Here is a 21,439-nt window from a genome sequence, read left to right as displayed (position 1 = left end):
GCCCGGTCGATCTTGCCGGTGGCGGTCATGGGCAGCTCGGGGAGCGGGGTGAGGGTGGCCGGGAGCATGTGGGCGGGCAGGCGCTCGGCGAGCGAGGCACGCAGTTCGGCCGGCGGCCGGCCGGAGACGACGAAGGCGTGCAGGCGCCGGTCGGTGCGTTCTCCGGTGACCACCACGGCGGCCTCCCCGACGCCGTCGAGCGCGCGCACCGCGGCCTCGACCTCGCGCACCTCGACGCGGTAGCCGCGGATCTTCACCTGGTCGTCGCGACGGCCGAGGAACTCGATGGTGCCGTCGGGTTGCAGCCGCCCCCAGTCGCCCGTCCGGTACAGGCGCCGTCCGGTGCGTCCGTCGAAGACGAAGGAGGCGTCAGTCAGTTCGGGTGCGTCCCAGTAGCCGAGGGCGGTGCCGTGGCCGCAGATGTGGATCTGCCCGGGAGTCCACGCGGGGCAGGGCAGCAGGTCCTCGTCGAGGACGTCGACGTGCTGGCCGGTCATGGACCGGCCGTAGGGGATGCTGGCCCACCCGGGGTCGACGTCGCCGATCTCGTACAGGATGGACCAGATCGAGCCCTCGGTGGCGCCGCCGAGGCTGACCACCTGGCATCCGCCGGTGTTCTCGCGGAGCCGGTCGGGCAGGTCGAGCGGGATCCAGTCGCCGCTGAGCAGACACAGCCGCACCGAGTTCAGCGCCCCGGAGTGTGCGGACAGGGTCTCCAGCAGCACGCTGGCGAGGGTGGGGACGGAGTTCCACACGGTGACCCGCTCGCGGCGGACCAACTCCGTCCAGGCGGCCGGGTCGGAGCGCTGCTCGCGGGTGGGCACGACGAGCGTGGCACCGGCGGCGAGAGCGCCGAACAGGTCGTAGACGGCCAGGTCGAAGGTGAACGGCGAGACGGCCAGCAGGACATCGTCCTGGGTCACGGTGAAGCGGGTGTTGACGTCGAGGACGGTGTTCAGCGCACCGCAATGGGAGATCATCACCCCCTTGGGCTCGCCGGTGGAGCCGGAGGTGTAGATCACGTAGGCCAGATCGAAGGGGTGGCGCGGCCGCGCCGGTACCCCGTCCGGCGGAGTGTCCCCGGCCTGGGCGGGCGGGGAGTCGACGACGAGGACATCCGTGTGCTCGGGCCAGGAACAGCGGCCGGCCGCGGTGCGGTGGGTGAGCAGCAGGCGGGCGCCGGTCGCGGTGAGCAGCTCCGTGATCCGCTGCTCGGGCCAGGAGGCGTCCAGGGGGACGTACGCGTATCCGGCGAGGAGCACGCCGAGGGCCGCGACGGCCTGCTGCCAGCCCGGGTCGCAGACCAGCGCGATCAGTTCGCCCTGCGGCCGGGCCGCCGTGATCTGGCCGGCCACGGCGCGGGCTCGGGCGTGGAGTTCGGCGTAGGTGTAGTGCCGGCCGTCGCAGATGAGGGCGGTCCGATCGGGCTGGGTGCGTACGCGGTCCAGGAAGGGCTCGTGCAGCAGCTGGTCGCCGCCCAGTGCGGTGGGCAGCGTGGCCGGTGTGTCCGGGATGACGAGGCGGGGGCGCTGCGGGGCGGTGGGGTCCTCCAGCAGGCAGCGCAGCACGGCGGCGTGGTCGTCGAGCATGCCGTGGACGAAGGCGTCCGGCAGTGCCCCCTGGACGGAGTCGAGGTTGATGACCAGGCGTCCGGCGGCCTCGTAGGTCTGGTAGTCGAGCAGGACCTGCGGGGTCTGGCCGATGCTGTAGGCGATCGTGCCGGGCAGCGGCTCCGGCGGTGTGCCGGGCAGGTGGAGGTCGAGGGTGCTGGTGAACACGACCGGGGCGCCCGCGGCCGTTCCCGTCGTGTCGCGCAGGTCGCGCAGAACCTCCACTCCGCCGTAGGTGGCGTGGTCGAGGTCGGCCCACAGCTGCCGTTGCAGGGCGCGCAGCCGGTCAGCGAACGTGGCGCCGGACAGGTCCACGCTGGTCAGGACGGTGGAGGTGAAGTCCCCGACGACGTGGTTGATCTGGGGGTGAATGGGGGTCCGGTTGTAGACGGTGACGTTGATCAGGAACTGGCTGCTGTTGGTGAAGCGGCGGAGCGTCTCGTTGAACGCCGCCAGCAGCAGCGCGGACAGCGTGATGCCGTGGGCGGCGGCGACCGCGCGCAGCCGGGCGAGCTCGGAGGGGGAGTAGGTGAGCTGCTCGCGGGTGAACCGGACCGGGTCCTGGGCGGCCCGGGTGAGAACGGGCAGAGAAGGAGGGGCGGGCAGCGCGGTGAGCCGGCCGCGCCAGTACTCCCGGTCGCGGGCGTATCGGCTGCTGGAGGTGATGGCCTGCTGGTGGGCTGTGTAGGCGGCGAACGTCGTGTGCAGTTCGGGCAGCTCGGCGTCGGGCTGGTCGTAGAGGGTGCGGGCTTCGCGGTAGAGGATCTGCCAGCTCAGGGCGTCACCGATGAGCAGATCGAAGCTGAGGAACACGCGGGTGGTCTGGCCATCGGGCAGATGGGCGGCCTCGATCGTGAACAGCGGCCACACGCTCGTGTCCCGGCGGGGGTGGGACAGCCGCTCGCGCAGGCGCTGGAGCTCGCCTTCGGCGTCGGACGCCTGCCGCAGGTCCCACCTGCGGATGACGTACGGCGTGACGTCGGCCAGGGTACGTTGCCGCCCGTCGGCGGTGATCACGGCACGCAGCATGGGATGCCGCTCGATCAGCCGGCGCCAGACGGCGGCCAGCCGGTCCATGTCCAGGCCGGCGACGTCGGCCTCGGTGTAGAGGTGGGAGTCGACGCCGCCGAGGTCGAAGTCGTCGCGGCGCCCGGCCCAGTACGCCTGCTGGATCCCGGTCAGGGCGAACGGCTGATCGTCCTCCTCGCTGAGGGCGGGCAGTTCGGGCAGCGGCTGCGGCGGTTCGTCCGGCTCCGTCGCGATGAGCTGGAGGACCCGGCGGGCGAGAAGGGCCGGGGTGGGGGCCTCGAACACGGTGCTGAGGGTGAGGTCGACGGCGAGGGCGCTGCGCAGACCGGCGACCAGGCGCAGGGCGAGCAGGGAGTGGCCGCCGGCCTGGAGGAAGTCGGTGTCGGGGCCGACCGGTTGGCCCAGCAGCTCGCTGAAGTGCCCGGCGATGACGTTCACGACAGGCTCGCGTCCGCGCTGGTCGTCGTGACAGACACCGGCGGCTGTCTGGGGCGGGCGCTCGGTGAAGACGGCGAGAGGACTCAGGGCGCCGGTGAGAGTGGCGACGGTGACGTCGGTGCCCGGCGTGAGGAGGGCCAGCAGGGCGCACAGCGCGGAGAGCGCGGCGTCGGCCTGCTCGTCCGGCACCTGGGCACGGTCGTTGACCAGGCGCAGCCGCAGCCCGTCGGCCGGTTCGACGACCAGCGTCAGGGCCTGGCGGGTGCGGCCGCCCAGGGCGCGGATCGCGGCCGTCTCCAGGGTGAGCCCCGCATCCTCGGCATCGTCCGGCGTGCCGGCGGGCGGCTCGTAGGGGTAGTTGGCGATGGCGACGACGCTGTCGTACAGCGCCTGCCCCTCGGGCACCTTGGCCCAGGTGTACAGCTCGGCGGTGGAGCAGACGCTGTGCTGATCGGCGTGGGCGAGGTCGGCGTGCACGCGGCTGACCCATGTGCCGACGGCCTCGTTCGGCTCGGGCGGCGTGCGCAGGGGCACGGTCGTGGCCAGCGGGCCCGCGACCCGCTCGGCGTCGGGGTAGTGGGTGCGTCCGGAGACGGTCACGCCGACGGCGATGTCATTCCGGTCGCGGTGGCGGGCGGCGATCAGGCTCCAGCACGCGATCAGGGCGGCCGCCTCGGTGACTCCGTGCGCCTGTGTGAAGGAGGTGAGTGCCTGCGAGCTCTGCCCGGGCAGGACACGTGTGTGCTGGCCGAAGCGGTCCTGCTCCGTCCCGTCCGCCGGTGGCTGGAGGGCGAGGGGAGCCAGCGGCGCGTAGCCGTCCAACTGCTTGGTCCAGTAAGACCGGGCGGTCTCGCGGGGCTGCGCCAGGAGCCATTCGGCGTACGCGCCGAAGGTCCGCAGACCGGGAGAGGGGGCCGCGCCGGTGTTGTAGCGGTGGAGGAGTTCGGTGACGAGCAGCAGGTGCGCCCAGCCGTCCAGGATGGCGTGGTGGTGGGTCCACACCAACTGGTGACGGTCGGGGCCGAGCGTGTGCACGGCCAGCCGGAGCAGCGGAGGCCGGTTGAAGTCGAACGGGGCGACGAGCTGGGCGCGGGCCAGCGCGCTCAGGGCCGCTTGTTGCTGCGGCACGGTCCTGGTGCTGCTGTCGAGGACCTTCACGGTCGACGACGCGTCCTCCAGCACCACTTGGCAGGGGTCGGTGGCCAGGTCCCAGGCGAAGCCGGTGCGCAGGATCTCGTGGCTGGCGATCAGGGCGTCCACCGCGACCTGCAGCCGGGCGACATCGAGCCCGCCCGTCAGCTCGAAGATCGTCTGTTCGGTGAAGACGGCGGTGCCCGGGCTGGTCAGGGTACCCAGGACGAAGCCCTGTTGCGCGGGTGTGGCGGGGTAGAGCGCGGCGATGGAGGCCTTCATGATCCCTCTTTTCCGAAGGCGGCGTTGATCCGGTCGAGGTCGCTTTGCGGGAGAGCGCTGGTGTCGGGCGGCCCGGGGGCGATCGCGGCATGGTGGGCGAAGGCCTCTGCGAGGCGGGCGAGGGTGGCATCCGGCATCCAGCCGGGGCACGCCCGCCACCGGACCTCGAGCACCCCGGCCCGGGTGAAGCAGACGGCCTCCAGCCCGAACAGCGCCACGCCGGCCTCGACGGCCGGCAGGTCCACGTCGCTGCCCGGCGCCAGATCGCCGAGGTAGTTCAACGCGACCGGCGGCAGCGGTCCGGCCGGCGGGACGGACGAGTACAGCTGGCCGTGCAGAGCGGCCGTCAGCGACTGCGGGTCGGCCAGAAGCGTCCGCTGCGCGTGAAGGGGACGGAAAGCGGTGAGCCAGCCCACGGCCGAGACCAGGTCGTGGCCGGGCACGTCACGGCCGTGAAGTTCCACGCACACACGGGCCGGGAGATCGGGGCGGACGTCGGCCAGCGCGGCGAGCAGGGCACCAGCCAGCAGGGCGACCGGCCACCGGGGCCCCCGCTGCTGGGCCGCGACGAGAGCCTCCCACGCACGCGGGCCGGGACGGCTGGCTGTCGTACACCGTGACTCGGATGTCCAGGAGTCCGCGGCGAGGACGGGACTGGGGCGTGCGCCCGCGGCAGCCAGCCAGGCCAGATAGCCGTCGTCGCGTAGCAGCCCATGCGGTGCCGGATGATCGTAGGCGTGCCACAACTCCTCCGTGAGGATCTGCAGGGACACCAGGTCGGCGACGAGATGATGGACGACCCAAGCGATGCGCGCGCGGCACGCCCCGTCCTGGATCAGGAACAGGCTGACGAGCGGACCCGCCAGGTGGAGCTGCTGTTCCGCCTCGACGAAGCGGCCGCGCAGCAGCCTCTCCTGCTCGGCCGGCGTGCGGACGCTGTCGAGCCGAAGCAGGCCGACCGGGACGGGCGAGGGCGCCCGCAGGCTCGCGGACCAGCCTGACTCGGTGCGGGTAAAGACGGAACGCAGCGCCGGGTGCGCCCGTACGACGACGGCGAGCGCGGCCTCCAGCCGGGCAGGGTCGACCACGGCGTGCGGCGCGTCGTCCAGGTAGCGCAGCGTCCACTGGTCGGCGTCGGCGCGGGCGGTCAGGACGGCGGATTGGATGCAGGAGAGGGGAATCGGACCGGGAGCGGCGGCTGCGCTGGTCTCGGCGGTGCCGGCCGCGGCGTGGCAGGCGGATGTGAGTTGGCCGAGGGTGCGCCGCTGCAGGACATCGTGCACGGTGAGCGGCAGGCCTTCGCGCTGGGCGCGGCGCGCGAAGAACACGGCCTTGAGGGAGTTGCCGCCGTCCGCGAAGAAGTTCGCCGCCTCGCTCGCGGGCGGACGGCCCAGGATGTCCTCCCACAACCGGGCTAGCAGGTCCGCCGCTGGGTCGCCGCAGTCAAGCAGTTGGCCGCCCTCCGCCGCGGGGGTCATGGCCGCGAGGGCCTGGCGGTTGGTCTTCCCGCCGGGCAGCAGCGGAAGCTCGGGCAGAACCAGGTAGCGGTCGGGCCGCGCGTAGAAGGGCAGCTCGTCGGCCGCCAGCGCCTGGGCCCGCTCGACGACGGACGCGGGATCCGCGGACAGTGCGGCGACGAGAAAGGCGGCGAGGAGAGGCGAGCCGTCGTTCCGCGAGGGATGGGCGAGGACGACGGCCTGCGCGATGTGCGGGTCGCGGGTGAGGGTGGCCTCGATCTCACCGGGCTCGACGCGGTACCCGTGGATCTTCACCTGCTGGTCGATCCGCCCGAGCATCTCCAGCTGGCCGTCCGGGCGACGGCGGGCCAGATCACCGGTGCGGTAGGCGCGGGAGCCGTCGGCCGTGATGAAGCGGGCGGCGGTCTCCTCCGGGCGGTGGTGATATCCGTCGGCCACCTGTGGGCCGAGAACCACCAGTTCCCCGACACAGCCGGGCAGCACCAGGTCGTCGTCGCCCGGCGTGCGCAGCTCGATGGTGGTGTTCCACACGGGCTGTCCGACCGGCACGGGATCGGGCACCGCCTCACCGAGGCGGACGGTGTGGGCGGTGCAGCCGACGGTTGCCTCGGTCGGCCCGTACTCGTTGGTCACCAAGAGGCCGGGGGCGTCCAGCTCCTTCAACGCCGGACCGGTCAACTGCTCGCCGCCGACGACGAGATGCCGCACGGAGTGCGCCATCTGCTCGCCGGTCAGCAGCTGGGGAAGCAGCCGTAGCAGGCCCGGGGTCACCTTCAACGGGCTGAGGTCCTGTAGCCCGGCGAGGACCTGGGCCAGGGCGTGAAGGTCGTTGGACGGGACGAGGGTGACGCACTGCCCGGTCAGTAGCGGCAGGAACAGGCTGGTCACCGTCATATCGGCTGCGATGGACGAGTGGACCACCGTGCCGCTGCCGCCCGGGGTGTCGTAGCGCTCGCCGGCCCAGAGTAGGTAGTTCATCAGCGCGGCGTGCGTGATGGGCACGCCCTTGGGGCGGCCGGTCGACCCCGAGGTGTAGATCAGGTAGGCGGTCCCCTGCGAGCGGGAACCGGAAGGCGCCGCGGTGGACCTCACCGTGGGGGATGCCTCCCGCACCGCGCTGTCGACGTCCAGCACGGTCAGCCCGTCGACGTCCGAGAGGGCGGGCAGATCGGCGGTGTCGGCGTCGGTCAGCAGCAGCCGGGGCGTGGCGTCGCCCAGCAGGGTGCGGATACGGCCCGGTGGCAGCGTCGGGTCGAGCGGGACGTAGCGGGCCCCGCACCGCCACACCGCCAGCAGGGCGGTCAGCAGCCCCACCCGACGACTCATCAGGACGCCGACCAGGTCGCCGTCACCGACGCCGGCCGCCGCCAGTCGGCCGGCCAGGGTGGTGCTGTCGGCCTGCAGTTGCCGGTAGCTCGCGGTGGTGCGGTCGTCGGTGGCCGAACACGCGTCGGGCGTACGGGTGGCCTGGACGTCGAACGCGTCCAGCACCGTCACGGCCGGCACCGGACGTTCGGGGCCGGTGAGGCGGCTGTCGGCCGCCGGCAGACGGGCGATGTCGCAGGTGAACTGGACAGGGGCCGACGGCTGGGCCATCCGGGCCAGGAGCTGGCCGAGCCAGTCCGCGAGCCGGACGGCAACGTCCGGGCCGGCCACCGCGGTGTCCACGCTCACGTGCAGATCGAGGTCGCGTCCGCGCCGCAGGGAGTGCAGCTCGACGGCGATGCGGTCGAGCGGGGCGTCCACGGCCTCGATCACCGCGTGCCCACCCGGCCCGAGGGCCAGTACATCCGGGGCGGAGAGGTGACGGAAGCCGACCGTGAACGCCTCCTCCGCTCCCGAAGCGGCGAAGAAGTCCCCGTAGTCGGCGGCCCGGGCCACCTCTTCGGCGGTGTCCCGCACCCGGTCGGCCAGCAGCCGGGCGGGCGTCTCCGGCACGGCCGGGACCGGCACGTAGCGGCCCAGCACCCCAATCGTGTGCGGGAGTTGGATGGTCGGACCCGAGACGAACAGGGCGAGCGCCCCGTTTTCCTCCGGGGCCAATCGGGTGAGCAGCAGGCGCCACGCGGTCAGCACGACCCCGCTCAGACTGCCGCCCGCGGCGCCGGCCAGGGTCCGCAGGCCGCCGAGGGCCGTCCCGTCGAGCCGGACCGGCACGCTCGACCGGTACTGCCCTGGCGGCGCCGGGCGCAGCGCCAAGGCGCGGGCGATGTCGCCGGCGCCAAGCGGGCGGTGCTTCTGCCAGAAGGTGCGGCCGGGCGCTCCTTCGGGATCGGTGAGCAGGCCAGCGAAGAAGGCCTCGACCGTCGCCGGCGCCGGACGAGACGCGATCGCATCGCCCGCGGCACGGTACGCGGCGGCGATGGACTGCGCGGTGCGCAGCAGCCCCGTGCCGTCCACCACGCCTGCGGCCGGGTGCAGTTCAAGGTACAAGCCGTCGGAACTGGCCGTCAGGCGGGCGAGCGGCACGGCATCGGGTCGGCCGGCCGCAGGCGTGCCGATGGTGTGCTGGGCGGTGTGCACCTCCAGGCCGGCGCCGGAGGACTGAAGGCGTTGGCGCAGCACGGTGTGCGCGCTCAGTACCTGCTCTGTGGCCGTTCGCAGCCGCGTGGTGTCGACGTCACCGCAGATGCGAAGACGCAGCCGGGCGGTGCCGAGCGTGGCGGCGCGCAGGTGCTGGGGAGCGGTGGCGGGGCGGCGCGTGCCCTGAATCGACGGATGGATCTCCCACGTGGGGGCCGTGGAGGTGGGGGTGTCAGACATCGGAAGCGGACTCCCGTCCGGTCAGGGTTCGCAGCCGCGCTTGGACGAGTTGCTGGACATCCGGGTCCGGCGGCCGCAGTACGGCGCGCAGGTGTTCCAGGGGCAGGCCCGGCAAGGTGCACACCGCGGTGACGACCAGGGGGTAGGCCTCGGCGATCCATTCGGCGCTCGCCGGCATCACGGCATGGGCGTTGCTACGGAGCAGGCCGCTCGCGCCGCCGGGGTGCTCCTGGAGGTCGAGCATGAGAGGAAAGGGCAGCGGCCACAGGGCCGGTTCGGCCCATGCGCTCGCGCAGCCGGGCAGGTCAAGAGCGTGTTCCGGGGGCGGTTGGAGGGTGAAGAGGTTGTCGAAGAGCCCTCCCGCGGACGGCTGGCCTTGAGTGAGCAGCCCGTAGGGCACCTCGGCGTGGTCCAGTGCCTCGCCGCTGGCCCCCAGGGCGGCGGCGAGGTGGCTGCCGATGGTGGCGGACCAGTCGACCCGCAGTGGCACCGGTACCAGGTTGGCGAAGAACCCGACGGTCTCGGCGTACGCCGGATCGGTGCGGTTGGCCACCGGGACGCCGCTGACCACCGTTTCGCTGCCGGTTGCGGCAGCCAGCAGCAGCTGGTAGGCGGCGAGATAGAGGTGGAAGGGGGACGTGGCGTGTGCCTGTGCCGTCGCACGGACCCGCCGCACCACGTCCAGCCCCAGGGCGAACCGAAGGTGGCGCGGGCAGACGTCCTGGCCGCTCCCAGTGGACCACGGCCGGGCCGGGACGGCGCCCACCGCGGCCAGGACGTGGGCGATCTCGCCGTCGAACTCGCCACGCCGGTGGCGGTCGGCCACCGTGCGGCAGTAGTCGGCAAACGGCGCCGGCGGCAGGCCGGCGAGCGCGGACGGATCAGCGTATGCGGCGCTCAGGTCGCGGTGGATCAGATCCATCGACCAGCCGTCGCAGGCGCTGTGGTGCACCACAACGAGCAGCAGGTGATCCTCCGCGTCCAGACGGACCGCGGTCGCCCGGATCATGGTGTCCTGCTCCAGGTCCAAGGGAGCGGCGAAGAACTGCCGTGCCACGCGGTCGGCTTCCTCCTCGCGGCGCCCCTGCGACAGCCCGGTCAGGTCGACGACCGAGAGGTCGAAGCCGGCGGGCTGCAGAAGGCGGTGACGCAGCAGTTCGTCGTGTTCGGCCAACGCGGTGCGCAGTGCCCCGTGGCGGTGGACGACGAGCGTGAAGGCCTCGCGCAGCCGAGCCGTGTCGAGGGAGCCGGTGATGCGGTACGCAGTCGGGACGAGCTGGGCGTTGCCGCCCTGGCCGATCGCCTCGGCAGTCCAGATCCGCAGCTGTCCCGGAGACGCCGGCGCCGGAATGTCGTCGTCAGCCGCTTGGTGGAGGTCCCCGGCGGCGGGCCCGGTCGGCGAGACCGGGTGCGCCAGACGGGAAGCCTCCCGAACAGTGGGCTGGCGCAGCAGGTCCGCGAGCGCCACATCAAGCCCGTCCTGGCGCAGGCGGGCGCAGATGACCGCCGCGGTGAGCGAATCGCAGCCCAGCGCGAACAGATCGTCCACCACGCCGACCGGCTGTATGCCCAGGACGTCCTCGAACACGGCGGCGATGTGCCGTTCGGTCGCTGTCTCGGGGGCGACGTAGACCGTGGACAGCTCCCGCTGCGTGGAAGGGAGAAGGGCCGTAGCGGCGGCCTGCCGCGCTGGTGCGGCCGAGACGGGCCAGCGCACCCGCGAAGCCCGTGCCGGTCCGGGCGCCGGCACGTCGGCTCGAGTCGGCGCCGGGGCCTGCGGGGTGTCGATCAGCTGCCAGTCGAGCAGAGCGAGGCCGCCCGCGTCCAGTAGCTCTTCCTCGCCCTGCCCATCCCCTGCGAAACGCGCGCGGGCCGCATGGACGAAGGCACGCGCGGGCACATTGCGCCCTCCGGTGACTGCCTCCAGCCGGACGCCGGTCAGGCCAGCAGCGACGGCCCGCTGCCCCAGTGCCCGCAGCAGGTACCACTCGACGTTGCGGCCCATGACCCGACAGCTGAGGAAGAAGTCACCGACCCGCAGCACGCCGTCCACGGCGGCGGCCGACGCGAAGCCGACCAGTCCGTAGTCACCGAACCGGTCCCGGACCCGGACGGTCACGGTCATTGCAGGGCCGGCGATGAGCGCACGTACGCTGGCGGGAGTGTGGCGGCGCAGGCCTACGTTGAACTGGGTCGTACGGGCAGCCAGTTGACTGATCCGGTCCGTGTCGCCGACTGCGGCATCAACGACGTCGATCACGAGGCCGAGTTCGCGCAGGTACGCGCCGCGGCTGGTGGACCGGGCCGCCACCATCTTGCGCTCGGCCTCCTGAGCGAACCCGCGGGCACGGGCACCGTCCTCCGCAGTGGTGGGAGTGTCCAGAACCAGTTGCCAGGTAGCCTGCAATGCCTCCAGAAAGCCCTGCGGGTCGTCCGGTAACTCCACGACCGTCAGACCGGGGTGGTGACGGGCCACCTCCGCCCGCTCGGCCGGGCTGTCGTCGATGAACACCAGGCTCTCCACGGCAAAGCCGAGTTCGTCGGCGATCGTCGCGACCGCCTCGGACTTCGCCCCCCACGAGGCGTGGACGTACGTGAAGTCGCCCAGGGACAGCGGCATGTCCGGGCGCGCGGCAAACACGGCCTCCAGGTCGGCGCGGTTGTTACGCGAGCACAGCGCGAGCATCCGCCCCGCCCGGGCCTGCTCGGAAACGAACTCCTGCACCAGACGGAACGGGCCGTCGACGTCGACGTGCTCCGGTCCGACCTCACCGCACACCCCGCCCCACAGCATGTTGTCCGCGTCCACCAGCACGGCTTTGACCACCGGCCGGTCCCCGGCCGTCACCCGCCGCAGTACCGCCTCCGCCCACACCAGAACCGAACCGTCGGCTGGCGGTGGCGCCCACGCCAGACCGCGCGCCACCGCCTCCCGCCGCACCTGCTCGATGTCCGCCCCTGGCATGCCTGGCGCCACCGTGACGACCACCGGCAGCGAGGACAGCTCCGACCAGCGTTCCGCCTCCTCGCATTGCCGGGCGGCCCACGGGGCCGAAGCCTGGGCCCCGCGCTGCGGCCGCCACGCGTAGAGCATCACGATCTCCGAGCCAGCGAACAGGTCGTCCTGCTCCACGAGCGTGTCGAAGCCGTGCCCGGCCATCAGGGCACGCAGCCTCTCGACCCGCCCGGCGATGTCATGGACCTCGACGACCACCTGGTCGATCAACGGCCAGTGCTCCAGGTCAATGCCCGCAAGGACATCCTCCTCGGCCCGCTCTGCATCGACCTTCAGCAGATGGATCCGGCCGACCGCCCGGTCGCGGATCCAGTCCGAAAGACGCAGCACCGGAACGGTCAGCTGCTGCCGGTCCGAGAGCCGTCCATGCAGCTCCGGAGCGAGGGCATCCGCGATGTCCTGGGACGACAGATGTACTGGGAGGTCGCCCGCCCGGTGGCGGGCGTACCCGCGGATGATCGCCTCGTCGACATCCGGATCCGTGTAGAGCCCGGACTGGAGGGACGACTGCGGGTAGTACGTGAACGCGGACACGCCGACATGGCGGCCGAGCGCCGACCTCTCCACATGCGCCTGAATACCGTAGGCGCGCACGTTGGCCTCCAGTGCCTCGGCTGCGGCGGGAACGGGCTCGAAGGCATGGATGCGAACATCCGTGGCCTGCGCGGCGGCATACAGGGTGAACAGGCCGATGTTCGCGCCGACGTCCACCACCAGGTCGCCATCGTGGATCTCGACGCCACCTCGCAGGTAGCGGGAGCGCAGCACGATTTCGTCGAAGAGTTCGCGGGTCTCGTTCGGATGGAGGTCCGCGATCGCCTTCCCGTCGGGGAGCTGTCCGCTCAGGCCCCCGTTGTCGGACGGGCCGGCCACTGAGTGCAGGGGGCTCAGACCCGTAAGGTCACGCGCGACGACCATGACGTTGGCGCCCCACGGCTGCAACAGGCTCGCCACCGGTTCATGGACCTGGGTGTCCTCCCGTTCTGCGCGCCGCACGGTGAGAGGCAGGCCGATCTCCCCGCCCCAGGCACACAACAAGTTCTCGAGCTCTGCGTATCGACCCGGAGCGACCACCCGGATCTCGAACGTGGCCTGACGAAGGCCCTGCACCATAGCCCCGAGCGTCACGTCCGGATCCTCGCCCGCTGCCTGTATCAACTTGCTCGCTTGTCCGGCGAGGGCGGCCAGCAGCGCCTCGTCGGCGATCTCCCGACGTGCGTCAAGGCACCACATCACCCCGTTGTCTGTCATCCGAGCCACGCAGCGCAGCGGGAGGTCGGCTAGAAGTTCCGTCCCGATCGCCGTCTCGGGGGCGGCTAGAACGAAACCTGGAGTGACACTGGTTTCAATCAACTGGCGTAGTTCATCGAGCACGCCGCTGGCTGTCCCAGAGAGGGCCCGCGGTTCCCAGCACTGATGACCGAGAGCAGCTTGCGGGGCTATCCGGAAATTGGCGAGCTGCAGTGACCCGAGTCCGGATTCTGTGAAAGCTACGGAAAGAGGCTCCACCGGACTGAAGTTCAGCGCCAGTACGGTAGCGAACACTGTCCTTAGAAACACGGCGATGTCCGTCGACGGCGGTGTGCGGTTGCCGGCGCTCGTGGGGAACGGCCGCGAATCTGTGATGTTGGTGCACTCGAGAATGCGCCGTAACGACTCCGGCGAACCGACCATGTGCGGCCCGGACTCGGCTCGCGCGGCGTCGCGGAGGTGGTGCGTCAGACCGGTCACGAGGATTACTCCAGTCGAGACGTGGGATGGCGAAACGTTGCGGGACCTGTTGCTGAGCTAGCGGAACGTTGCGGTGCCTTTGCTGCGTTCTGGTTCGGTTGCGTGCCCGACCTCCGTCGGGTGCGCCACCAGATCGCCGGGGTGATCGAGTGTCGGTCAACTGTGCGTGCCGCGAAATGAGTTGACGGTAGTCCCCCGGTAGTCCCGGCCGGTTCGCGGCTACGCTCAGGGCAGGCACAGTTGATTGGATGGCGGTGTGGCCGAGATGACACACCCTTTGGCACTGGCCCGGGCCGCGCGTGGCATGACAGGTGTCGACCTCGCCCGGGAAATCCGCCGCGCCGCGGAACGCCGCGGACTGAGATCGGGCGCCGACAAGCAGCGCGTCAACAAGTGGGAGACCCGTGGCGTCACACCCGACGCCGACTCGCAGATGTACATCGCCGAGGTTCTGGGGATCCCTGCCGGGGCGGTGGATCCACGCTCGTGGCCGCACTGGCTGCCGGGCGTCGGCGGCATGGTGATCCCCCTCGGTCAAGCCAGCCCGGCGCCGGCCCTCCGAGAGGCATTGCGAACAACCATGGAACGCTCCTCCCGCCGTACCTTCCTGACCGCGATCTCCGGTAGCGCCTTGATCACGCTGGCCAGTACCTGGGCGTCGACCGAAACCAGGGCTCTCACAGGCGAGCCCACCGGGCACGGAGGCAAACCTGTCGGGGACGAACTGGTCACCCTGCTCGAAGAGACCAGCGCGCGCCTGACCGTCCAGGCAACGGAGCAGCGCCAGCACACCGCGCCCCTGATCGATGCGCTCCTGAGCACGACCACAGACCTCATCGAAGGCGGCCGGTACAACCGGCCGGTCAAAATGCGACTCCACGCGCTCGCCGCGAACCTGGCGCAGACCGTGGGATGGCACAGGTTCGACCACGGCCTGCACGCTGAAGCCAGCCAGTACTGGATCGCCGGACTGCACAGCGCCTACACCGGAAGTGACCGCGACATGAGCGCGGCTCTCCTCGGAGACCTCGCCTACCAGGCCTCGTGGCGAGACGATCCGCGCACGGCTGCTGGCATTCTCGAACGAGCCCTGTCCGGGACCCGGCACCCGGCTGCCCAGTCCCTGCTCCAACTCCGGCTCGCGCGCGCTCTGGCGGCACAAGGCGAGCGGCGGGCCACTCTGCGGGCCCTCACCGCAGCCGAACGCCTTCTCGACTTGTCGTCGGGCGACCCTGTGCCAGCATGGTGCGCGTGGATGTCTCCCGCTGACCTGGCCGTCGATTCCGGTCAAGCCCTGCTCGACCTCGGGGACACTCGCCGCGCGCACGCACTCATCCGGGAGGGCCAGGAACTCCTGCCTACCCGCCGAGCCAAAACTCACGGAGTCTTCCTGACCTATCAGGCCAGGAGCCACCTCAACTTGGGAGAACCGGAGCACGGGGCAGCCGCTGCCCTGGAGGCACTCCAGGTCGCCCACCGAATCGGCGCCCCCCGGTGCGTCGAGCTTGTGCAAGGACTCATTCCTCGTTTCGAGGCCCACTCCAGCGTCGAGGGAGTGCCGGAGCTGCTGGCCCTCGCCGCCGCGTGACACACCAGCGGCTTTCACGGAAAATCCCAGCTGGACGCGCGCTGCAGATCGCCTCGGTCGTCCGTCTACGCCGGATGGCCGAGGCGATGGCTGCCAGTCACGGGCAGAACGGGCAGGCGAAACAGCCACAAGGTCCTCACAGGGAAGGTGAAGTGGAGCCGGACTCCAGGCGCGTCGCCTTCCGGACAACTGACTGCCCGGCACCGGAGTCCCGCCGGAAGCGGCAGAGGCCGCGCCGGCTGAAGGCACCACTATGTCGAACCACGGCCGCCACGGTCACCGGCCGCGAAACCCGTATCCCTATGCCACCCACGAGGGGGATCTGACCTGAAGGAATGCCATTTGCGGGACGTGGAAATTTGCCGCCTTCCGCCACCGGAAGTTGCCATTCCGTCACGGCTCGGCGGTAGGTTCTCCACGCCCACAGACCCATCGGAGGGCCGGAGACCTCGATATGCCGAACCACGCGCCCCACACCACGCGGCAACAGCAAGCCCGATTACGGAAGGAGATGGCCGAAGCGGGCCTGCACATCGACCGGATCGCTGCTGAAATGACGCGCCGCTTCCAGCTGCGGCCGCGCACCGCCTACCGCGTCGCCTGCGGGCTGACCCAGCAGCAGGCGGCCGACCGCTACAACGGACGCGCCGTCCAGGCCGGAGCCGACGCACTGGGCGCAGCGACCATGGACGCCTCGCGCATCTCCAACATCGAAGCCTGGCCCGGCAGCGGGCGACGCCCCACACTCCCCGTACTGAGAATCCTGGCCCGCGCCTACAGCACCACGGTGAACAGGCTCATCGACTTCGACGACCTCAAGCACATGCCCCAGAGCGACCGGCAAGCCGTGCTCCACCCTCGCACCGCCGCCTCACCGGACCGCCCGGCCGAACTCCGCTCCGCCCCTTCGCGAAGGCTGACCCAGCGCCGCATCCTCAACGACGCCCTCATCAACCAGGCCGCCGAGGAATCCCAGGCGCTGGCCGAGCTCGCCGAGCTCGCCAACATCGACAACGCCGGCACCGATGAACTCCTCGACCAAGTCGTCACCCTCGCCCACAGCTATCTCTCCAAGCCCCTGCGTGAGGTGCACTTCGACCTGCTGCGAGTCCGTGACCGCGCCGGAGCTCTCCTGCGCGGCCGGCAACCCCCGTCACAGACACGGGACCTGTATCTGGTCGCAGGCAGCGTCTGCGCCATGCTGGCCAACGTCGGCATGGACTACGGCCGCAGCACCGCCGCCCAGGCGCAGGCCCGCGCCGCCTGGGCCTGCGCCAAAGCAGCCGGGGATCCGGACCTGCTCGCCGTGATCAAAGGAATCCAGTCCAGCATCGCCTACTGGGACGGCCGCCCCGCAGAAGCGGCCCGGCTCGCCGCAGCGGGACTGCGCCATCCAGCCAAGGGGACCGCCGGCGTCTATCTCGCCAGCCTCGAAGCGCGGGCCAGGGGACAGCTCGGTGACCAGCCCGGAACACAGGCCGCACTCGAACAAGCCTCACGGCTGCGGGAGCGCAGCGGCATGGACCTCATCGGCGGAGTCTTCGGATTCCCCCAGGCGAAACAGCACCTGTACGCCGCGAGCGCCCAGGTCTGGCTGTGCCAACCCGATGCCGCCGAGCAGGAAGCCACCGCCTCCCTGCTGTGCTACCAGAACCCCGCCAACACCCATTCCTACGGCGACGAAGCCGGCGCCCGCCTCGACCTGGTCGTGGCCCGCCTCCAAGGCGGACACCTCGACGGAGCCGTGGACGCCCTGCGCCCCGTGCTCGACCTGCCACCACACCTACGCGTCGCCAGCATCAACGTCCGCTGCGCACGGGTCCTTCACCTCTTACGCGGACGCTACGGCGATACCCCCATCGGCCGGTCGGCCCTCGACGAGGTGACCGCTTACCGAGAGAGCATCTTGCTGCCCCGCCCGACCGGACGGTGAAATGGGCGAGTGGCTCCCTTGGTGACGTCCCGTGGCCCCTTCGCCCAACACCGACTCCATCGCACCGTCCAACTCGCGTGCCAGCACGCCGGACTGCCGCACACAGACGAACCGGAGCTGATCCATGTCACGATGAACGCGCTCTTCAAGATCCCCAGCCTTCCGGTCATCGTCCGAATCGCCCCGACCGCCACTCTCCTGGCAGACACCGAACGGCTCGTTCAGGTCGCGCGCTGGCTCGACGACGTCGACTTCCCCGCCGTCCGCCTGCTGCCCGAGATCCCTCAGCCGCTCCTCATCGACGAAACCGACCACATCGTCACGTTCTGGCGCTATCTGCCGCAAGATGACCGGCGGACGCCAGGCGCGTACGAACTCGCGAGTCCACTACGCCAGTTGCACGCACTGCCCGCGCCGGAGTTCGGCCTTCCCCAGTGGGAGCCCATCCAGGAGATGCGCGAACGCCTGGCCGATTCCTCGAGCCTCTCTCCCGGAGACCACGCGTGGCTCCGAGGCAGCGTCAACGAACTCGACGAACAGCTCGGCGAACTCACCTACCCACTCCCGCGCCGGGACGGCGTCATCCACGGTGACGCCTACATCGGAAACCTGCTCCGCGGCCCCCATGGCGAACCTGTGCTGTGCGACCTGGACTCCTTGTGCCGCGGCCCCGCCGAGTGGGATCTCGTCCCGGAACTGGTGGCCTGCATCCGGTACCGACGCCCCATAGCCGACTACGACCTCCTGTGCCAACTCTACGGCGCCGACATACGGACCTGGTCCGGCTGGACCGTCCTACGGCGACTGCGGGAACTCAAGGTCCTCACTGCCGTCCTGCCGGTCCTCGACAGCAGCCCCGGTCTCGCAGAACAGGTCCACCTCCGCCTTTACGGTCTTCGTGAAGGCTCCGAAGCCCCGTGGACTCCCTTCCGCATGACCAACCAACTGAGCAGCCGAGGTGCGATTCGGCGTGACTGAGGTCGAACCGGTCACCACGCAGCCGCGCCAACTCCGCACCGGCGATCAGCAACTCCACGCCGTCACGCGTTCGCTCCGGCGGCAGACCCATCGCCACCTTCAGCGCCCGCGCGCTGTCACCGCTGTACGCCCACGCCTCCGTCACTGCACGGTAGGCCCGCACCAGCGCTGGCGCGCCAGACGCCGCGATCACCGCGCTGTGGGCATGGGGCAGCCCCTCCCGGCCGTCGCCCCGCGCCACCGCCAGCCGGGCCTGGTGAAGGCAGCCGCGAGCCAGGCGGCCGCGATCCCCGATCACCTGCGCCAGCCGCATTGCCTGCCGGTCGTAGCGCTGCGCCACGCCCGGCAACTGGTCGCTCACCGCTGTCGACAGGGCACTATCGGCTTCATGACCTCCGTGCCCACCGATCCCGACGACCAGGCCGCGATACGCCTGACGCACTCCGTGACCGCCGCGCCCTACGACCCCCCGGATGCCCGCCGCCTGACCCAGGCTCTCCGCGCGGAACAGCTCGGCCTGTACGGCTTCGCCGACGATCCGGACACCACCCCCGAGGCGGACTTCGACCCGCCCCACGGCCTGTTCCTCATCGCCCGCGTCGGCGAAGAGGCGGTCGGGTGCGGTGGAGGAAGGCCGCCTTGTCGTCCATCCACCGGTAGACCAGGCGGCAGGTGATGACCGCGTACGCGGGCTCCGGCAGGCACGTGAGGTCACTGGTGGCGATGTCGGCGCACCGCCACGCCGGGCCGGGGGCGGGGCCTTCGTCGTGGGCGGCGGCGAGTGCGACGGCGCTGGGGGAGATGTCGATGCCGGTGGTGCGGTATCCGAGCTCGTGGTGAAGGTGGCGGGCCAGGGCGCCGTCGCCGCAGCCGAGGTCGAGGGCCGGGCGTCCGTCGCCGGGGCCGAGGTATTCCTCCATCAGCCGCTTCTCGGGGCCGTCGAGCTGCCGGTAGCGGCGACCGCCCGCCCAGAGCGGGTCCCAGTACGCGGCGGTCGAGGTCGTCGTCATGAGGCTCCTTCACGGGCGGGCGGCACGGCGGTGCGCGCGGGCGGGACGGGCATGTCCCGCAGGGCGCGGACAGGGGAGACGAGCAGAAGGATCACGGGGACGATCTGGAGGACCGCTCCGACGGTGAGGGTGCCGCGGACATCGAGGAAGAGGACCAGGACGCCGGCGGCCGCGGCGGCCGCGGGCCGGGCTCCGGCGGTCACCGTGGTGCTCGCGGCCTGCATGCGGCCCTGGAAGCGGGGCTCGCACAGGATCTGTCTGAGGGACCTTTGGCTGGTCCCGGAGGCTGTGGCCCAGAACAGCTGAACGGCCAGCGTCCCGGCGAGCGCGATCTGCCAGCGCAGTCCCGGTCCGGCGAGCAGGTGGGGGATCTGGGCGAGCGGGCTGACCGCGAACCCGATGATGATCGTCGGCCCGATACCGATCCGGGAGGCGATGCGCGGGGCGAGGAGCGCCCCGGCCAGGCTGCCCGCGCCGCCGACGCCCATGATCACGCCGAACGCGGTCGGGGATACGTGCAGGTCGGCGAGGAGGTTTGTTTCTGCAGAGACCGTGTCCCCCGCAGGTCGTGTCGCTTTACGGGGCAGCCGACGGCGCGGTCGGTGTTGCGTTGCAGCAGCGCATCGTGTCGCTATCCCCAGCCCATCGTGTGACGGATCCCACACCCTACTTGCTCGCTCACCTCCGGGCGGCCAGAAGAGCGGGGAGTGCCCGGTACGCGGTAGGCGGGCCAGCGTGTTGTTTGGGGTTGCAGGTACATGTGAGGCAGGCTCGTGCCCATGTCTGATGCCCCTGACACTTCTCTGGACCCCGACGTCCTGGATGTTCTGCGCACACGGGTGCTGGGAGGCGCGCTGGTCGTTGACGAGCGGAGACTCTCGGGCGGCTTCAGTAGCGACAACGTGTTGTTGCGTACGGACCGGGGGAAGTCGTTCGTGTTGCGGCGGTATCCGCGCAGGAACACGTGTGCCGTCGAGGCGGCGCTGATGCGCCTGGTCGCGGACCGGGTTCCGGTTCCGGAGGTTGTCTACGCCGATGACGGCGGGGAGTTGCTGGGTGAGCCGTTCATTCTGACGCGGTTCGCGTCCGGGGTGCCGCTGACGGCGGTGTTCGCCGGGGCCAGTGAGGAGGACGGCCCGCAGTTGGCCCAGGCCGTGGCCGAGGTTCTGGCTGAGATCCATTCCGTGCGGTTCGGCCGGTCGGGATTCTTCTCCGACGGTGCCTTGCGGCCGGACGCCGCGCCGCCGGATCACCACGACGATTTGGTGGCCTTCGTGGAGGCCAGCCTGGCCAGGGGTCACGCCGATGCGATGTTGTCCGGGGCGGAGCAGCGGGCGCTGGTGGCGCTTGCCGCGGCGAGCGCACCGCTGGTGGCTGCGGCGGGGGATGCGGATGAGTTGGTGCATTCGGACTTCAACCCCAAGAACCTGCTGATGCGTCCTGGCGATCACGGCAGGTGGCGCGTGTCCGCCGTCCTGGACTGGGAGTACGCCTTTTCCGGCTCTGGGTTGTTCGATCTGGGCAACATGCTGCGGTTCCCCGAGGACCTTCCGCCTGGCTTCACATACCATTTCGCGGGGGCGTACGAGAAGGCCGGCGGGTTTCTGCCGGAGAGGTGGCGGGAGATCAGCGAGGCGCTCGACTTGTTCGCGTTGGCGGATCTGCTCACCCGCTCGCCGGACCACCCGCTGTTCGCCAAGGCCGCGGCCGCCGTCGGCCACCGGCTCACCCGGACCCGGTGAGACGCCGCTCGCAGTCGGGCGGACTCGGCGCCTGGCCAACGGAATGATCGTCACTGGACGGCTCCCGCCATCGCGACGAGCACTTGGCGGTGTCCCTGGTAGGGGCGGCGGCCGTGGGCCACGGTGGTGTTGTCGACGAGGATCAGGTCGCCCTGCTGCCAGGGCTCGGCCCAGCTGCACGCGGTGAAGGTGTCGTTGATGGTGGCGATGTCGCTGTCCGGGATGGGCGATCCGTTGCCGAGGCGGGCGTTGCGCGGCAGGTGGTCGTCGGGGAGGTCGCGGAGGGCGGCGGCGATGTCGGCGGGCAGCGCCTCGTCCGGGCGAGTAAAGCCGTAGCAGCGCAGGGGGATGCCCGGTGTCTTCGACCGGGTGCCATCGTTATCTAGGGTTGTCAAGTACTTCTGCAGTTCACTTGCTTGCAGGGTGTTCAGGGACGTTAGTCACGTTGCCTGACAGAAGGACACCGCTGGTGGCACTGGTCGCAGATGGTCTTGATCCAAGGATGGTGCTGGTCGCCGTGGAAGCGGGCGCGGCCAGGGGCTCCGCATGCCTCGCGGGTCTCCTCCGCCCGGTGGAAGTACACCGATCCCGGTCAACCGGACATTGGGTTTCAATGGACCGTCAGCGACGACCGCGTCTACATCGCGTCCAACCTGGATGTGACCGCTATCGCGGCCCACGGGTAATCACATATCGGACATTCCCCAGCA

The 21,439-nt window shown here is 70.9% G+C and carries 9 protein-coding genes and 1 pseudogene; 4 read left to right on the top strand and 6 right to left on the bottom strand.

Annotation, left to right across the window (positions count from 1 at the left end; translation table 11 throughout):
• Window positions 1-23: 23 nt before the first annotated feature.
• The 3 genes and pseudogenes from AB0P17_RS37495 to AB0P17_RS37485 all read right to left on the bottom strand — a co-directional run.
• A pseudogene (locus AB0P17_RS37495) lies at window positions 24-4,490 on the bottom strand (amino acid adenylation domain-containing protein); the annotation flags it as partial.
• Window positions 4,487-8,731: an amino acid adenylation domain-containing protein gene (locus AB0P17_RS37490; protein ID WP_365818476.1), complete on the bottom strand. Its 4,245-nt coding sequence runs from the start codon at window positions 8,729-8,731 to the stop codon at window positions 4,487-4,489. The pseudogene AB0P17_RS37495 and the gene AB0P17_RS37490, both read right to left, overlap by 4 nt.
• Entirely contained in the window at window positions 8,724-13,478 is a 4,755-nt protein-coding gene (locus AB0P17_RS37485) for an FkbM family methyltransferase (RefSeq protein WP_365818474.1), read from the bottom strand. Before AB0P17_RS37485 ends, AB0P17_RS37490 begins: the two co-directional genes overlap by 8 nt.
• A gap of 265 nt (window positions 13,479-13,743) precedes the next feature.
• Here AB0P17_RS37485 and AB0P17_RS37480 point away from each other — a divergent pair, with 265 nt between their 5' ends.
• From AB0P17_RS37480 to AB0P17_RS37470, 3 genes are all read left to right on the top strand, one after another.
• A complete protein-coding gene (locus tag AB0P17_RS37480) occupies window positions 13,744-15,066 on the top strand; it encodes an XRE family transcriptional regulator (protein ID WP_365818490.1) in 1,323 nt (440 codons plus the stop codon).
• Window positions 15,067-15,577: 511 nt separating this feature from the next.
• On the top strand, window positions 15,578-16,999 hold the full coding sequence (locus AB0P17_RS37475; protein WP_365818472.1) for a hypothetical protein: 1,422 nt from the start codon (window positions 15,578-15,580) through the stop codon (window positions 16,997-16,999).
• A gap of 9 nt (window positions 17,000-17,008) precedes the next feature.
• Window positions 17,009-17,977, top strand: coding sequence for a phosphotransferase (locus AB0P17_RS37470; protein WP_365818470.1), 969 nt, complete (start codon window positions 17,009-17,011; stop codon window positions 17,975-17,977).
• 587 nt (window positions 17,978-18,564) lie between these two features.
• On the opposite strand, the gene AB0P17_RS37465 is transcribed toward AB0P17_RS37470, so the two are convergent.
• Both AB0P17_RS37465 and AB0P17_RS37460 read right to left on the bottom strand, forming a co-directional pair.
• Window positions 18,565-18,987, bottom strand: a complete 423-nt coding sequence (locus AB0P17_RS37465) for a class I SAM-dependent methyltransferase (protein WP_365818468.1) — start codon at window positions 18,985-18,987, stop codon at window positions 18,565-18,567.
• A complete protein-coding gene (locus AB0P17_RS37460; protein WP_365818466.1) occupies window positions 18,984-19,481 on the bottom strand; it encodes a hypothetical protein in 498 nt (165 codons plus the stop codon). Before AB0P17_RS37460 ends, AB0P17_RS37465 begins: the two co-directional genes overlap by 4 nt.
• 285 nt (window positions 19,482-19,766) lie before the next feature.
• Between AB0P17_RS37460 and AB0P17_RS37455 the strand changes: the two genes are divergently transcribed.
• Window positions 19,767-20,729: a phosphotransferase gene (locus AB0P17_RS37455; RefSeq protein WP_365818464.1), complete on the top strand. Its 963-nt coding sequence runs from the start codon at window positions 19,767-19,769 to the stop codon at window positions 20,727-20,729.
• Window positions 20,730-20,779: 50 nt separating this feature from the next.
• Here AB0P17_RS37455 and AB0P17_RS37450 read toward each other — a convergent pair whose 3' ends face one another.
• Entirely contained in the window at window positions 20,780-21,124 is a 345-nt protein-coding gene (locus tag AB0P17_RS37450) for a TauD/TfdA family dioxygenase (protein ID WP_365818462.1), read from the bottom strand.
• Between the last annotated feature and the right edge of the window lie 315 nt (window positions 21,125-21,439).

The organism is Streptomyces sp. NPDC088124 (assembly GCF_040685895.1).
Classification (GTDB): domain Bacteria; phylum Actinomycetota; class Actinomycetes; order Streptomycetales; family Streptomycetaceae; genus Streptomyces.
Note: the sequence above shows the minus strand (reverse complement) of the source record. Positions and strands in the feature narration are given on the sequence as shown.